This window comes from Paenibacillus profundus (assembly GCF_021369635.1).
GTDB classification, from domain to species: Bacteria; Bacillota; Bacilli; order Paenibacillales; family Paenibacillaceae; genus Paenibacillus_B; species Paenibacillus_B profundus.
Genome location: NZ_JAJNBZ010000027.1, coordinates 59,719 through 74,157 on the forward strand (window position 1 = coordinate 59,719; position 14,439 = coordinate 74,157).

The 14,439-nt window shown below is 41.7% G+C and carries 16 protein-coding genes and 2 pseudogenes; 13 read left to right on the top strand and 5 right to left on the bottom strand.

Annotation, left to right across the window (positions count from 1 at the left end; genetic code table 11):
- Positions 1-79 precede the first annotated feature (79 nt).
- From LQV63_RS23805 to LQV63_RS23830, 6 genes are all read left to right on the top strand, one after another.
- Positions 80-961 (top strand): LysR substrate-binding domain-containing protein, encoded by an 882-nt coding sequence (locus LQV63_RS23805; protein WP_233698560.1) that lies wholly within the window; start codon positions 80-82, stop codon positions 959-961.
- A gap of 201 nt (positions 962-1,162) precedes the next feature.
- Positions 1,163-1,639 carry a hypothetical protein gene (locus LQV63_RS23810; RefSeq protein ID WP_233698561.1) on the top strand — a complete coding sequence of 159 codons (477 nt, stop codon included), beginning with the start codon at positions 1,163-1,165 and terminating at the stop codon, positions 1,637-1,639.
- Positions 1,640-1,747: 108 nt separating this feature from the next.
- Positions 1,748-2,410 (top strand): hypothetical protein, encoded by a 663-nt coding sequence (locus LQV63_RS23815; protein ID WP_233698562.1) that lies wholly within the window; start codon positions 1,748-1,750, stop codon positions 2,408-2,410.
- Between the two features lie 86 nt (positions 2,411-2,496).
- Positions 2,497-3,510, top strand: a complete 1,014-nt coding sequence (locus LQV63_RS23820; protein ID WP_233698563.1) for an AraC family transcriptional regulator — start codon at positions 2,497-2,499, stop codon at positions 3,508-3,510.
- A 137-nt stretch (positions 3,511-3,647) separates the two neighbouring features.
- Positions 3,648-4,202 carry a TroA family protein gene (locus LQV63_RS23825; protein WP_233698564.1) on the top strand — a complete coding sequence of 185 codons (555 nt, stop codon included), beginning with the start codon at positions 3,648-3,650 and terminating at the stop codon, positions 4,200-4,202.
- Between the two features lie 187 nt (positions 4,203-4,389).
- Positions 4,390-4,806, top strand: coding sequence for a DUF1259 domain-containing protein (locus LQV63_RS23830; protein WP_233698565.1), 417 nt, complete (start codon positions 4,390-4,392; stop codon positions 4,804-4,806).
- Between the two features lie 229 nt (positions 4,807-5,035).
- On the opposite strand, the gene LQV63_RS23835 is transcribed toward LQV63_RS23830, so the two are convergent.
- The 3 genes and pseudogenes from LQV63_RS23835 to LQV63_RS23845 all read right to left on the bottom strand — a co-directional run bounded on the left by LQV63_RS23835 (position 5,036) and on the right by LQV63_RS23845 (position 8,389).
- Positions 5,036-6,643, bottom strand: a complete 1,608-nt coding sequence (locus tag LQV63_RS23835; RefSeq protein WP_233698566.1) for a GMC family oxidoreductase — start codon at positions 6,641-6,643, stop codon at positions 5,036-5,038.
- Between the two features lie 192 nt (positions 6,644-6,835).
- Positions 6,836-7,458 (bottom strand): annotated as a pseudogene (locus tag LQV63_RS23840) (LysE family translocator).
- A 25-nt stretch (positions 7,459-7,483) separates the two neighbouring features.
- Positions 7,484-8,389 carry a LysR family transcriptional regulator gene (locus LQV63_RS23845; RefSeq protein WP_233698567.1) on the bottom strand — a complete coding sequence of 302 codons (906 nt, stop codon included), beginning with the start codon at positions 8,387-8,389 and terminating at the stop codon, positions 7,484-7,486.
- A 120-nt stretch (positions 8,390-8,509) separates the two neighbouring features.
- On the opposite strand from LQV63_RS23845, the gene LQV63_RS23850 reads away from it, so the two are divergent.
- Positions 8,510-9,130: a histidine phosphatase family protein gene (locus LQV63_RS23850; protein WP_233698568.1), complete on the top strand. Its 621-nt coding sequence runs from the start codon at positions 8,510-8,512 to the stop codon at positions 9,128-9,130.
- Between the two features lie 72 nt (positions 9,131-9,202).
- Here the strand turns inward: LQV63_RS23850 and LQV63_RS23855 are convergent, their stop codons facing one another.
- A complete protein-coding gene (locus tag LQV63_RS23855) occupies positions 9,203-9,784 on the bottom strand; it encodes an NAD(P)H-dependent oxidoreductase (protein ID WP_233698569.1) in 582 nt (193 codons plus the stop codon).
- Between the two features lie 198 nt (positions 9,785-9,982).
- On the opposite strand from LQV63_RS23855, the gene LQV63_RS23860 reads away from it, so the two are divergent.
- The gene (locus LQV63_RS23860) at positions 9,983-10,996 is read left to right on the top strand and encodes an AraC family transcriptional regulator (RefSeq protein WP_233698570.1); all 1,014 of its coding nucleotides are present in this window, start codon (positions 9,983-9,985) and stop codon (positions 10,994-10,996) included.
- Between the two features lie 220 nt (positions 10,997-11,216).
- Here LQV63_RS23860 and LQV63_RS23865 read toward each other — a convergent pair whose 3' ends face one another.
- On the bottom strand, positions 11,217-11,375 hold the full coding sequence (locus LQV63_RS23865; RefSeq protein WP_233698571.1) for a hypothetical protein: 159 nt from the start codon (positions 11,373-11,375) through the stop codon (positions 11,217-11,219).
- Between the two features lie 287 nt (positions 11,376-11,662).
- Here LQV63_RS23865 and LQV63_RS23870 point away from each other — a divergent pair, with 287 nt between their 5' ends.
- From LQV63_RS23870 to LQV63_RS32140, 5 genes and pseudogenes are all read left to right on the top strand, one after another.
- Positions 11,663-13,117, top strand: coding sequence for an alpha/beta hydrolase family protein (locus tag LQV63_RS23870; protein ID WP_233698572.1), 1,455 nt, complete (start codon positions 11,663-11,665; stop codon positions 13,115-13,117).
- Positions 13,118-13,438: 321 nt separating this feature from the next.
- Positions 13,439-13,564, top strand: coding sequence for a hypothetical protein (locus LQV63_RS31565; RefSeq protein WP_267934179.1), 126 nt, complete (start codon positions 13,439-13,441; stop codon positions 13,562-13,564).
- 44 nt (positions 13,565-13,608) lie between these two features.
- The gene (locus tag LQV63_RS23875) at positions 13,609-13,860 is read left to right on the top strand and encodes a hypothetical protein (RefSeq protein ID WP_233698573.1); all 252 of its coding nucleotides are present in this window, start codon (positions 13,609-13,611) and stop codon (positions 13,858-13,860) included.
- A gap of 67 nt (positions 13,861-13,927) precedes the next feature.
- A pseudogene (locus LQV63_RS23880) lies at positions 13,928-14,017 on the top strand (GNAT family N-acetyltransferase); the annotation flags it as partial.
- 196 nt (positions 14,018-14,213) lie between these two features.
- Entirely contained in the window at positions 14,214-14,408 is a 195-nt protein-coding gene (locus LQV63_RS32140; protein WP_407672961.1) for a rhomboid family intramembrane serine protease, read from the top strand.
- Positions 14,409-14,439: the final 31 nt, after the last annotated feature.

Consider the following 14,439-nt stretch of genomic DNA (forward strand, 5'->3'; position numbering starts at 1 on the left):
CTATTGGATTTGAAATAGTTCAATACTATATTTTATATAATAATAATAGGTAATATCTATGATGAAAGGGGGATAATCAATGGAATTTAGGCAATTACAATATTTTCTCATGTTATGCAAGGAACTTCATTTTTCTGAAGCCGCATATAAACTTGGAATTTCCCAACCAACATTAAGTCAGCAAATACGTGTATTAGAAGATGAGGTTGGAGTACCCCTGTTTGATCGAGTAGGAAAAAAGACGGTAAAAACCGAGGCTGGAGTTATCCTTGAACGCTATGCCTTAGAAGTGGTTCAACAGCTCGAAAATGCTAAACAAGCCATCTCTGATCTTACAGATTTAAATGCTGGGCACTTACGTGTTGCCGTATTACCGTCCGATCTTGATTATCGTCTGACATCCTTACTAATTGATTTCCATAAAGAGTTCCCTAATACTAAAGTTCAAGTCATCCCATCGATTGATATTGTAAATAAAGTGTTAGACAATGAAGTTGATATTGGGGTCGGCTTAGCAATTAAACCTGATAGTCGTTTGAATCGTATCCCTTTTTATACGGAAACATATAGTCTTTATGTTCATAAAGAACATGAACTAGCCGAGCAGGATATTATTTCTCCTACAGATTTGAGCAATATTCCCTTAGTTATGTATCCTAAGGGTTTCTATGGACGTGAATTAATTGATACATGGTGCGAAGAACAAGAGGTATCTATCGAGGCAATTATGGAAACAGGATCAGCTACTTCTTTGTTTCAGCTTGTGAAAGAAGGAATCGGGGCTACAATTCAACCAAGTCAATTGATTGAAAGTTTTCAATCGTTAGGCATTCGTGCAATTCCAATCAAGGGCTCACCTATTAGAGATTTAGAGATATTTTATCGAAATGATAAATATTTAAGTTTAGCCGCTAAAACATTCATGAAAAGGCTAGAGGTGTTTTTTCATAACACCTTATAATATAGGAATGTATTATTTCATTTCAGGCCCTATTGAATAACCAAATTATGTAACATAAGAAAGCCCTGTTGAACATTCGAATAAATTGTTCGATTCTCAAACGCCATTCAATGGGGAGTCGACCAAGATCAAGCAAACCTATAAAACGTGCAAAAGACAAAGTTGTATGAAATCACTAAAACATTAGAAAGAGGATATTTTATGAATCAGACTATTTTCAATTCCTTTATAAATACTGCCCATAAACTAAACAAAGATTTTCATATTACACCATTACTTTACGGTTCGTTAGGTCTTGAGATTTTAACTGGAATTGAGTTTTCTCCAGAAGATATTGATGTGCTTATACCAGAGGTATTCTTAGCCTCGCAATGGGATGAGTTTAAGACAAAAATGGAGAGCGACGGATATCAATTAATAAATTTAGAAGAACATGAGTTCGTTAAAGACAATTATCGGATCGCATTTGCAAGATTCGAAGAACTAAGAGAATTTGCTGGTATTGATTTAGAAGCAATTGAGATAGTAAACCATGAAGGGACATGTTATAAGTTGCTGAACTTAGAACAATACTTGAAAGTCTACAAAAGATCTTCAATGGATGGATATCGAAAGACGAAGAAAAACGATAAAGACGCTAATAAAATTCATTTGATTGAAACCTTATTGAAGAAGTAACATCAATGTAAGCATAACATTGACGCTGTGTGGTATAACCCCTTGGAAATAAAATCAGTGAAACCATATACAAAGCATGCCTATATGGACTAGAAAGGGATTGGATAGATGAACAAGATAACTTGGAATAGAGAGAAACTTTGGCAAGGGTGTGTATTGGCTTCAATCGCTCACGCAATCAACGTTGCACACTATCCTGAATTTGCTCACGAACAATCTTGGGACGGCTTCAATTATAGCGTACAGGATAGTTCTGGCACACGGGGAACAATAACATTCCATCCCAGCTACTTAGCAGCCGCCTTTCGTAATGATAATAGCGAACGGGTATCAGAGTATAACAACGCTTTAGAATACTTTAAGGATTCTCCTGAAGAAGTGAAAGAGTTAGCCGCAGATGAAACGCTGCAATATTTGTTAGAGGATATTCATGGAGAGACAGTTCCTGTGATTACAACTGCTTTTTGGGGAGATGGCGAGGGAATCTATTCACAAGATGAATTTGATGAAATGATTGATAATGGGGGGGTTCTCTTAGAAAGACAAGCAATGGACATAGAAGCTGCTATAAACGAATGGCAAGAGGACTCTGAAATGTCAAAAGTGCAAATTAACCTGCTAAAGTCCATTTTCCAACGTAAAATAGAAAAACCCTCAGAACCCATTGTTTTAACGGTAGAAGAAATTAAAATGATTGAATCTAAGGATGAAGAAGGGTTAGCTGAAAGCAGAACTTCTTTTAAAGAAATAGGTATCGAGTGGGAGGTATAGAAAGGTTTCATATTATATGAAGTTGTAGTGAATCACGGGATAGAGTACAATGCATCGTATACAAACGGCAAAAGGTGATGTCTACGATGACTTTAAATATTATGAAGATTCATGATCTTTTTGATCAATTTACGCGAAAAGTAGAGGGGCGTGTCCAGCAACACACATGGGAAGAACGGCTTACGATTCCTGCGCATATTGGGCAGGGAAGCGTTACACGGACGCGGATTCGTCCAGGCATGGAGATTATGTTAACGGATATTACATTCGAACAAGATATGAAGCTTCATATTCAGGAGGCTTGTCAGTTGTTCGAACTAAGTTACTGCGTAAGCGGCGAGATCTATTGCGAATGGAACGGCAAGAAAAGCTATACGGATAAACAAACCGGCAACGTGCTTTTCCTGGAGGATGTTCAGGTATATGAAGAGAAAAAGGCAGGCATCAGAAATCAGTTGCTGGAAATAAGGCTGACTCCGAACGAACTGCTGCATTATGCTGGAGACCTGACGGAGAAACAGCAAATGGAAACCTGGCTCAGACATCATCGTGGAAATATTGACCGATATCCGGACACTCCAGCCATCCAAAAGTGTGTTTCCGAAATAATCCATTGCACGTACCAAGGTACGATGAAACGGCTATATATGGAAAGCAAAGCGCTTGAATTTATCGCATTGTTTGGCGAGTCTGACGGTTACGGTTCGGTAGGCGGAAGCATGGCTCTCCGGCGAGATGATATAACGAAGCTGAAGCGGGTCCATGAGCTGGTGCAAATCCATGTTGAACAACCATTGTCTATTCGCGAGTTAGCCAAGCAGGTCGGAATGAATGAATGCAAGCTGAAAAAGGGATTCCGTGAAATGTTCGGCATGACGATCTTCGAGCTTGTGCGTCAAAAACGGATGGAGAAAGCGCTCTGGTACATGGAAGTAGAGCGTTTGAACGTGGGGGAAACGGCTGTGTCGGTCGGCTATAGCAATGCCAGCAATTTCACGACGACCTTTCGCAAGCATTATGGCTGCAATCCCAGCGAATATTTAAAGCGCATCGACCAACTGGATTTGGAGCGGCACAGGCTGCAGAATAGTTTGGAATAGCAGAAAGCTTCAAGCAGGTAGAACATATGGTTCTGAATTGAACGATATATTCTGTTTGTTTGAAGTTTTTTTGTTTTTGCTCCCTTTATAGGGAGAGAACCACCCTCAACAGGTAGAGAAGCGGGGTTATATTGCTCATGGTGATGATTGTATTGTGTTCAGCGTGTACGCAGGCAGCATCTGATCCGGCAAGGGAGATAGAAGATGGTGGAGAAAGGAATGTCGAAACCATGAAATCAGGAAACGGTGGCGACGATCATTATCCCGTCTCGATCACAGTTTATACGGATGAAGGAAAAGAGATGACACAAACGATTGAAAAGGAACCCAAAAAGGTTGTAGTGATTGGATCAGCCATGGCTGAGCTAATGATTGAATTTGGACTAAAGGATAAAGCTGTTGGTCTGGGCTATCTTGATCAGTCTTTTTCAATATATGCCGATCAAATCTCTCAGATGCCGATTCTTACAGAACTGTGGCCATCTAAAGAAGCCGTGCTTGCTTTGAAACCTGATCTCATTTATTCGGTTTCTTATGCTTTTAAAGAAGATAGATTAGGCGACATTTCTTTTTGGAATGACCGAGGCATTCCGGTGCTCTCGGCCGCAAACTTTAATATAGGCCGCAGCATTGACATCCTGAATTATTCGCAGGAAAGTAAAACAAGTTGCCGATACAACGGGGTGTCGTAAAAGGCGCCTCAACAACATTGAGTCTGCGTGTGCCGGCAACACATCTGCGGGGCTTCAGCCTGGCAGACAGCTTCTCTTCACTTCGGGAATGGGAAAAAAAACCGAAAAATCAGTGTTCCTAGGCATTCACATAAACACCTTCCTCTAGTCGATAATACAATGTCTCAAAACCAAGAGGAGGTTTATCATGGCGAATGTAAAAGTAAGCCCGCGATTCCAAAGATTATGCAACCAATTTGCCACAATTTTAGGCGGGGAACATGAAATTGATCCAGGACCCGTTTGTTTTGTCAGCCGGTCCAGAAACCTGAAAGCGACAATTTTAGGAAGACGCACAACTTCACCTTTGGTTCGTTATCAACTGTTTTCGTTCGAATCCCTTGATAGGGAGGGACGCGCACTCTGTTTAGGTGAAACCGCGTTGTTTCAAAACCAGGCCAACCGATTAATTCGCAATCTGCAAAGAAATGGTATCACGGTAACGGCCCTTCACAATCACTGGCTGAATGAGAGTCCTCGATTAATGTATATCCACTGGGAGTCCATCGACAATCCCATCGCATTTGCAAGGAAAACGAAAGCGTCTATTGCCTTCTTGGGCTGACTTTAACAAACAATAACCCTGAACGAAGGGGTGCTTGGTAGGAAAAACTGTTTTGCGAAAGGTTAACAATATTGAGACATTCCCCACGAAGTAAAGCAAGCTTTCGCAGCTTATTCCGATTACTTTGTGGGGACCCCCTGCAACTACCGCTGCTTTGAACCAGGATGTCAATTACATAAAGTGAATAGACGGAAGTTAGACGTCCCAACATGCTTGCTCCGCAATCGAATCATTCTTCTTCCCATTCCATGCTTCGTAAGTGAGGGGCTTTTTTTCGTAATTGCCTGGCAATCGTATAACCAATGAGGAACGCAGCGGCTGAAGTATTGCCGTCTACCGTAAATGGAATGAGCGAAGCATCGGCAACGATTAAATCTTTCACCCCATGTACCTTTCCTAAGCGATCGACGACTCCGCCTTTATTTAATGGGGCCATCCGGAGAAAACTTTGTTGGTGATGATTATGATCGAAATTGTCCTGAATAAACTTCTCTAGCTTTAAGTCATCCTCTATAACATCAAGCGTTGGCGATATGAGCCGATAAGAGGAATCAATCTGAGCCAGTTCCAATGCGATATCCTTTATATATATTTTGTAAATGTTTTTTACTGCTTCCATGTCATTCGGATCAGCGAGAAATCCTTCATCGGCCAGCACGATTTTAAGCGGGTCCTTATTTTGGATTTTGATCGTTCCGCGACTCTTCGGCCGCAAAAAAAGAATCGCCAAGGTTAACATTCCATCGGAACCGATACCGATCAGTTGCACCGAACGACGAGTTGGAGCTGCTCCATTAGGGTTAGGCAAAAAGGCTCCGCCTGTATAAAGAGCACTCGGATCGTTGGATGGCAGTGCGCGATCATTGTGGTTGGTTGTAAAAACGGCAAAATTTAAGGTGTGATTTTTCAACCTTCTCCCTACGTTTGGATTATGAAAGATGACGGGGATTCCTGCTTCTTTTAGCGATTTAGCCGGCCCGATTCCGGATAACATTAATAGCTGAGGGCTGTTGATTCCTGCTGAAACAATAACTTTTTTCCGTGAATAAGCCCGGACGCATTTTCCTTCTTTTAAAAATTCCACTCCAATTGCACGTTTGCGGGAAAAAAGCACTCGGAGAGCAGTTGTTTGAAAGAAAACGGTTAGTTTTCGGCTACGAACGCCCCGACCTGTCGGCGTCATGATATCCGGTGAAAGGAACGCTGTTGAAGAACTTTCCCTTTGACCATTTGGTTTTTGATATAATTGCCAGCGGGTAAAGGGACCCAGAGGAGTATCAGGATCATTATAGTCAAGAATCCGGGGAAAACCGGTAGCTTGCTCAATCGCGGCAGTCAGTTTTTCCGCCATGGATGTTGGAGCTGCCGGTGCTTGCCTGATGTCTATCCGTCCATGAAACCCGTGTGCTGCAGGATTATTGGTTTCTCCATTGTACTTTTCTAATCGTTTAAACCGCTGAATTGCCCTCTCGGGGGACCAAAGAGGACCAAGCAACCTTTCCCATTCTTTAAACACGGCTGATGTCGGTCGTACATACTGCTCTCCGTTAATGGAAGATCCGCCACCCAAAAGGCGGCCCGTGGTCCATTCGAATACCCGATCATCAAGTCCCGCTTGAGGAACGCCTTCCCCTTGCCAAAAGTAATTGGGGAAAAACCTTTCCTCAAGTTCCGGAGCAAAGACTGAATCCCTAATTGGTTCATCTTTATCGTTATTGCCACCCGCCTCTAACACAAGCACAGACGTTCTTTTATTATCCGTAAGAGTCTTTGCGATGACAGCACCTGCCGGACCAGTGCCAATAACAATATAATCAAAAGTTAATTCCCTTTTCATCCAAGCTCTCCTTTTTAAAATAGACTACTGTAGAATATTACTTTGTTCTGTCCCGTGTGCCTATCTCATCATCCTTTTCGATTCGCTGAAATCGAGAAGCAGGCAATGTAAATAGCGGATGAATTTACATTGTGATCATACATACAAAAAATAGAGCAGCCACTTAAGCTGCTCAACATTTGATTGAACGATTTACTTTTCACTAAATGCAATATTTAATCTAATAATCCCTAGTAACGAACCTTGAATATAGTTTAATTTCTTAGATATAAACGGGCTTTTTAATAAAAGCACACGTACTTTTCCTGAAAAAAAACTAAGCACAATAAAAATGATGATGGCCTGAAGCATAAAAACAATTCCTAAAACAAGCATTTGTAAGGGGATATAACCGGTTGATTGATCAACAAATTGAGGTAATAATGCCAAGAAAAATAAGGATACTTTAGGATTTAGCAGGTTCATCAAGATTCCCTTTTTGTATAAAGAAGGATAGTCTAATGACTTCTGATTATTCAAAGTCAGATCGGATTCTTTTTCTCGAAACGACTTCCATGCTAAATACAATAAATAGGCTGCCCCGACATATTTTACGATTGAAAATGCTAATGCTGATTGATAAATGACCGCTGAAATTCCAAGTGTTGCAGCAGTAACGTGTACGATTAGCCCTGAGCATAGCCCAAGCGCCGTTGCAATGCCTGCTTTTTTGCCCTGTGAAATGCTCGTGCAAGAACAAACAAATTGTCTGGGCCAGGCATTAAAGTAAGAAGAACGGCCACTCCCAGAAAAGATAAGACGGATAGTAAGTCCACTTTCATCAGCTCCTATATGTTTATTTCATAATGCGTCATTTAGGGGAAGGTTTTCACGAATCATTGATATAAATTCTTTAACAAAGGGTTCGTATTTTTCATGTTTACGCGTACATAATGCAATGGTGTTGATGGGGGGCAGCTCTTCTACATAAACTTTTGCAAGCTCTCCTCGCTTAACAAATTCACAGGCTGCTAAAGATGAGATGAAACTTGCTCCGTAACCGGAGCTTACAGCATGAATCGTCTCGTTTAGCCCGCTGAATTGAAGCGCTACTTTAGGTGGTTGAACCATGTTGGTCTTACACAGTGCGAACAACCTCTCCCTAGTCGCGCTTCCTTCCTCCCTCATAATAAAAGGCTCTGTCATCATTTGACTAAAGGTGATATGCTGATTCGCATACTTGTGGTCAGGGGCGACCACAAACCAAACTTCGTCTTTGTAAAGCTCCTCCCACTCAACTTCATCGGGGTAAAATTTTGGTTCTCCTCCACATATGGCGATATCTGCTGCATAATTCACAAGTTGATCAAGAACATTCTTCGAATTAGCTGTTGTAATCGTTACCTCTATTTCTGCATGATTGCTTTTGAATTTGGCGGCCCATCTTGGAATAAGAAAACTCGTTGCCAAATACGTTCCAACGACACGTAATTTACCACTTTTATGACTTCGATAATCTTCTATGATAGACTCGATCTGATCTTCCAAAGTAAATAATCTTCTAGTCGGATCTATTAGTTTTTGTCCAACAGAAGTAAGTGCTATTCCCCTACCTTTGGGTTCAAACAAGACAACATTTAATTCTTTCTCAAATTTCTTGATCTGTGCAGTAATGGCCGGTTGGCTTATGTTAAGTTTGCTTGCTGCTTGGGTAACGCTTCCCGTCAATGCAACCGTGTAGAATATCTTTAGAGCATGTAAATTCATAAAGGGTACTCCAATTTATATAATTTTTAATTATGAATGACGTTTAAAATATATTTTTATTATATATTTTTCAATAGTATACTCTAGACAATAACTTGTGTAAATATGGAGGGCAATACGATGACTGAGACTATTTTATATTTGACCAGACACGGACAGACGGAGTGGAATGTAGACAAGAGAATGCAAGGACATAAGGATTCACCTCTTACAAGCTTAGGAGTTCTACAAGCAGAATGGTTACAAAAGAGATTGAAAACAATACCATTCGATGCGGTATATTCTAGTTCCAGCCCTCGGGCATTGAGAACAGCTCAGATTGCAGCCGGGGGTAACCATGCAACTATCATGCCCATGGATGAATTAAAAGAAATAAATATGGGACTGTGGGAGGGACGACGTATAGAATTCATACAGGAGCATCATGCTCAAGAGTACGTTGATTTTTTCAACAAACCTCATCTATACCAGCCAACAGGCTCTGGAGAAACTTATATGCAGTTGATGAACAGAGTGATACCCGCTATAGACGGCATCCTATCAAAACATCAGGGAGAAAAGGTGCTGATTGTTACTCACAGATTAACCTTAAAGACAATCATGGGCTACTATGGGAATAAAGAATTATATGAACTTTCAAGCTTACCGGATATTGAATCGACTAGTCTTTGCAGAATTTCAGTGAAGAAGAATGTTCCATCGATTGAAATGTACGGGGATACGTCTCATTATCAAAATTAACAGTTCGTGAGAGTTAAGCGCTGACGGTTTCGCAATAACAAAGGGCACCCATAATGATTGGGTGCTCTTCATTTATGCCAATTTTGAGCCTAGTTTTTGAATTTGTGCTAACCACTTTTCGCGCATTTGATCCGTTGATGTCTTAACCGGTCCGAGTTCAGTAATACGAACAGGGCTGATTCCGCTAAAATTCAGGATGGCACGCTTCATGATGTGATGACCTGCTTGCTTGTATACGAAACGGTTATACCAAGAAGGGGTATCCATCGTTACGATTAGACGGGCTGACTTCCCTTTTAACAGTTTATCTATAAATATGGAATTTGGACGATATTTGTATGCGAAACCAGGCAAAAATATCCGGTCGATAAACCCTTTCAGAACCGCAGGCATCGCGCCCCACCAAGTCGGATAGACGAATACCAGGTGATCGGCCCAACGGATTGTCTCTTGCGCATTCAACAGATCTTTCTCGAGTTCCATTCTGTGAGAGTAGCCGTACTTTAGATTAGGGTCAAAGTTCATTTTACTCAAATCAATGATACGTACATGCGCCCCGCTTTCGGTCGCTCCTTTCGCATAAGCCGCAGCTAAACCGGCGCAAAAACTTTCGGAGTAAGGATGTCCCATGATGATTGCAATATTCGACTTCATTCATTTTCCTCCTGCTTGCCAGATGATGTTTGACTTGCCACACAAGTGAAATATAACGTTATACCATATAAGCTATCGTGATATGATAGTGGTGAACGAAAGACGCTATGTATATAATAAGCTGCGCGAAGCTGCGTAAAAATGATGAAAGGCGCAAAAAACATAAGGTTTTATGCAAATGCGGGAGGGCAGTTACTATTGAATCATTATGACGTACCGGTTTCCCAGATTTATCCCATTATAAAAACTCTTGTGCTTCAAGGTTATGATGTCGATGCTTTTTATAAATATGCTGCTTTTGATGCGAATTTGCTCCAGAATGCTGAAGCTCGAATTTCGGCGGAGGAATTTGAAAGATTAATTGAATCGGCCTCAGCCTTCACACAGGACGAAGCATTTGGATTACACCAAGGGCAGACTATAGAAATTTCTGATTTAGGCGTTTTGGGATATGTGATGATGCACTCCAAAACTATCGGTCAAGCTTTGGAAGCCTACCAAAGATATAACGTCACTGTGTGCAGTGTATACAACATCGGGTGGGAAGTAGAGCGGGACGATGTCTTGATACAAGTGATTTTTCAGGATACGCTCAGACAGACCTCGAGGCATTGTGTGGAGGAGATGGCGAGTTCTTTGTACCATATCATGATTAGGTTGAGCTGTCGCTCGATCCCTGTAACAGGCATACAGTTCGCGCATGCTTCTCCATCTGACATTAGCGAACACATATCGGTGTGGGGGATAGAGCCTCAGTTCGGAAGCGTAACAAATTGTATTCGCATGGGTAAAGAGGTTTTGGAATATCCCATTCTATTCTCTGATGCGCAGTTGTTGGGAGTGTTCGAGACCATTGCGGAAGAAACGAGAAACAAACTTCTTCAAGGCCACATGTTTTCAGACCAACTTTACAAGTGGATCACCCAGTCTATGCCATCCTTTATTCCAACTTTAAAAGATACGGCTAAAGCGTTCAAACTGAGTGCAAGAACAGTGCAGGCAAAATTGAAGCAGGAACATACATCCTATATCCAGTTATTAAATAGAGTTCGGAAGGAGCTCGCCATACGCTATTTAACCAATCCGGAATATACAGTAGGGGAAGTCGCTTATCTTCTTCATTATTCAGAGCCGAGCGCATTCCAAAACGCCTTTAAAAAGTGGACGGGATTAACACCGGGGCAGTATCGAGCAGACTCGATAAGGGGTTAGTTGTCGGATGTATAATCGCAAAAGCATATTCAGACAACACGCGATCCGGTCTAAGATAATAGCTATCCGAGGCGTTTAATCTGCTCAATATCATCTGGCCGTTTATGACCATTACAGCGGTTGTTAAAACATCGCGGTGTACCGCGCTGATTGTATCGTGCTCTTGACAAGTTGTGTGGAACACAGCGCGGCTCCAGCGGATTTGGATATACGGGACTCCTTAGTCCTCCGGTGTCTGGTCGAGGTATAGGCGAGTCACTTCCGTATGTTCGCCTTGCTCGATTTCTTTCTTGGTTGCTTTTTCTTCGAGCGGATCGTGCCCGTTCATACTAGGCGCAATCGTTGGCTCTTCTTTGTGCTTCTGTTTTTTGTTATCCATTATCATCCACGCTCCTTACTGTTAGATTTCCGAAAGGCCGAGAAATTATACCGGACATCTCCCATTTCAATTGCAGTTATCTGAGTAACATAATCCCCTAACACGTTCTCTAAAATATCCTTAGCTTGATTCACATTCATATCTAATTTAAAGGATTTCCTAACCTGTCAACTGCAACTTATTAATTTAATGTTTGACATTGTAGTATACTACAGGCTTTATCCTCTATGTATAACAACTGACAGTCCTTCATTTAGAGGACTGGGCTCAAGAGGAGGATCTGCAACATGAGAGCGTTAGAGATTATTGTCATTCTGGTGAGCTTGGCGGCCGCAGGAATTATGATCTTTGGAAAAAGAGAAAGGCGCCGAGATGCAGCTGTGCTGACATCTCTGGTATTAGTCGTGCTTCTGCATGGGTTGATTGATGATTTCCGCATCCAGATGGTGCCGGCATACGTTGTAACGTTGTCGCTCTTTATTGTATTAGTGCGAAGACTAGTCAAGCCTCAAAATCAAGCTCGTATCCAATCGCGATTAAAAAGATGGGGGCTATCCATATTGGTGTTGGCCGTCACTGCTGCTTCTATCTATTTGACTAATTTGCTGCCTACATTTTCAATGCCCGACCCGACAGGGAAATATGCAATTGGCACAATATCCCAGCATTTGACGGATGAAGCTCGTGATGAAACACTGACTGCTGAGCAAGGGGACAAGCGGGAGTTAATGGTTAATGTATGGTATCCCGTTGATTTCGATAAGGCCAAGTCGAAACCAAAAGAGAGTTATCCGTCGGATCTTGGGGAAGCCATTAGTCTTGTGTTCGGCGTACCCAAACAGTTGTTCAGTCATGTAACCACGATTCCAACGCATGCTGTTCAAGGAGCAGAACTGTCAACGGCTGAAGTAAGCTATCCAGTGCTGCTGTTCTCTCCCGGCGTCCGGTCCACTCGTTTCCAGAGCATGACCGCTGTAGAGGAATTGGTTAGTCATGGTTATATCGTAGTGGGCATCGATCATCCTTACACGTCCGCGAAGGTCTCCTTCCCTGATGGCCGGACTGCTTTCTATCATGTAGGTCCGGAATTGCCGACGTCGACGCCAGCGGAGATTTACGAGAGCAACATAAGGGGGGGCGGCATTCGCGCAGCGGACGCCAGGTTCGTGCTGGACACGCTCACGGAGTGGAATAAAAAAGATCCTAATCGCTTGTTCGAACGTAAACTGGATTTGAATCATGTTGGAATATTCGGCCATTCCTACGGTGGAGCAACGACAGCTGAGACGTTGGCAACGGACGCGCGTTTCAAAGCAGGCGTCAGTCTAGAGGGCGGCTTCTGGGGGAATGTCGCTCATGCCGCTTTGCAGCAACCGTTTATGTATATCATGTCCGGCATCACAGCCGAGAGCTTGAATCCGACGGAGACGAAAAAGGATAAAGTGTTCTATGAAGAATTTGCCGGAGACCTGGAATCCGTCATGAAGAAGAGCCAAAATGATACGTACTATTTGACGGCTGATAAATTTTACCATCAAAGCTTCACGGATATAGCGCTTATGTCACCGTCGACTTTTGCTAAAGATATGGACCCTGTGCATAATGTCGATATTACGAGGACCTATGTAAGAGCATTTTTCGATCAATATCTGAAGGGAGAACAGCAGCCGCTTCTGGATGGCCCGTCACCTGATTTCCCAGAGGTAACATTCGATGAGGTCTATACGATAAAGAGAATGTAATATGTGACAAGATACCTAACCTAGATCGATTCATCAAGTTGAATCGGTTTGGGTTCATTTTTTATATGGAAGAACTTTTGAGTGTTGAAACCCGCCAAACTCCGCATTTCTCTCCTTTCATCTCTTTTTTTATTGGAATAAACAGGATTTCCTATTGTAATATAAATATGCTTATAAGAATATAGGAATTGGAAAACTATTCAGAGACCAGAACCAATGGATCTTATATTAGAGTAAGATTACGGCCTTATCTGGTGAATCGTCGTGATTGCAGGAACATTATAGGGAATTCGGGCAATGACAATAGAGAGGAGACGAGTGATGAAAATACTCATCGGACAACCGAAATTGGAAAGAGGAGTAAAACAGTTATCAGAAGAAATAGTTAGAAACCCTCAAGTGGATATGGTTATATATCCGGAAGGCTATTTGGGCTTGGGGAAATAAGTGAGCTGAATATTGACTTTGTTGCACATCCAATCGGAGTTGGGATGTTTAGTGATCAACAGTTTAATGAATGGATAACCGAAGCTATAACTATTGCCAAAAGACATATGACAATGGTTATTGGCACAAGTCATGCAGATGGTTGTTTCAAGGACAGTGATATTTCAATTCCCATCGCTTATTGCGTTGACTCGAATGGGGAAGTTGTATTTGTAAGGAAAAATGATACAAGGACAGTAATATTCGATACCGAGTCTAGGAAAATAGAAGTATTGCAAGCAATCGCTGCGCTTTAATTCGCTAAGGAACCTGACTCAAGATGGAGAAAGCTTATGTTCTATTGGCTACTGGCTGGCTGAAGATTTTGTTAATGAAGGTACAGTTAGACAAGTTGAAAGGCTTTACGATCATTATGTAGATCATGTTGTTTACGGAATGTTAAAGGAAGACTAGAGGATTAAGGAGGCACGTCTCTTTAGCCTGCCAGATGCATCGAAAAAACTAGAACGTTATATGCAATAAATTGGAGGGGTATATGGAAGTGAACTATGGCAAAACTTTAAAGGAATATATCTTGAATTATCCGATTACGTTCTATCTAATTGCTATAAACACATGCGTCCTTATGATATCCATATTATTAGATTCCATGTATGAAATAAGAGTGTTGAAAAATTTCCTCGGCATTCATACAAATGTATTTGAGCCTTGGAGGTTTGTTACGTATGCATTTGTACATAATGGACTACAGCATTATTTTTCTAATAATTTTTTCTTTCTGATTATGGGGCCGCCTTTAGAAATAGCATTAGGAAAAGTAGAGAGCGTAAAATATCTTGTGTAAATAGATAAATAGCAAAAAGGAAGACCTTTTC

Excerpts from the sequence above, each read along its gene's own strand:
- LQV63_RS23820 (WP_233698563.1), top strand. The coding sequence starts at position 2,497 with ATGACTTTAAATATTATGAAGATTCATGATCTTTTTGATCAATTTACG.
- LQV63_RS23865 (WP_233698571.1), bottom strand. The coding sequence starts at position 11,375 with ATGGATAACAAAAAACAGAAGCACAAAGAAGAGCCAACGATTGCGCCT.
- LQV63_RS23845 (WP_233698567.1), bottom strand. The coding sequence starts at position 8,389 with ATGAATTTACATGCTCTAAAGATATTCTACACGGTTGCATTGACGGGA.
- LQV63_RS23835 (WP_233698566.1), bottom strand. The coding sequence starts at position 6,643 with ATGAAAAGGGAATTAACTTTTGATTATATTGTTATTGGCACTGGTCCG.
- LQV63_RS31565 (WP_267934179.1), top strand. The coding sequence starts at position 13,439 with ATGAAAATACTCATCGGACAACCGAAATTGGAAAGAGGAGTAAAACAG.
- LQV63_RS23850 (WP_233698568.1), top strand. The coding sequence starts at position 8,510 with ATGACTGAGACTATTTTATATTTGACCAGACACGGACAGACGGAGTGG.
- LQV63_RS23855 (WP_233698569.1), bottom strand. The coding sequence starts at position 9,784 with ATGAAGTCGAATATTGCAATCATCATGGGACATCCTTACTCCGAAAGT.
- LQV63_RS23815 (WP_233698562.1), top strand. The coding sequence starts at position 1,748 with ATGAACAAGATAACTTGGAATAGAGAGAAACTTTGGCAAGGGTGTGTA.
- LQV63_RS23810 (WP_233698561.1), top strand. The coding sequence starts at position 1,163 with ATGAATCAGACTATTTTCAATTCCTTTATAAATACTGCCCATAAACTA.
- LQV63_RS23875 (WP_233698573.1), top strand. The coding sequence starts at position 13,609 with ATGTTTAGTGATCAACAGTTTAATGAATGGATAACCGAAGCTATAACT.
- LQV63_RS23825 (WP_233698564.1), top strand. The coding sequence starts at position 3,648 with ATGGTGATGATTGTATTGTGTTCAGCGTGTACGCAGGCAGCATCTGAT.
- LQV63_RS23830 (WP_233698565.1), top strand. The coding sequence starts at position 4,390 with ATGGCGAATGTAAAAGTAAGCCCGCGATTCCAAAGATTATGCAACCAA.
- LQV63_RS23870 (WP_233698572.1), top strand. The coding sequence starts at position 11,663 with ATGAGAGCGTTAGAGATTATTGTCATTCTGGTGAGCTTGGCGGCCGCA.
- LQV63_RS23805 (WP_233698560.1), top strand. The coding sequence starts at position 80 with ATGGAATTTAGGCAATTACAATATTTTCTCATGTTATGCAAGGAACTT.
- LQV63_RS32140 (WP_407672961.1), top strand. The coding sequence starts at position 14,214 with ATGTATGAAATAAGAGTGTTGAAAAATTTCCTCGGCATTCATACAAAT.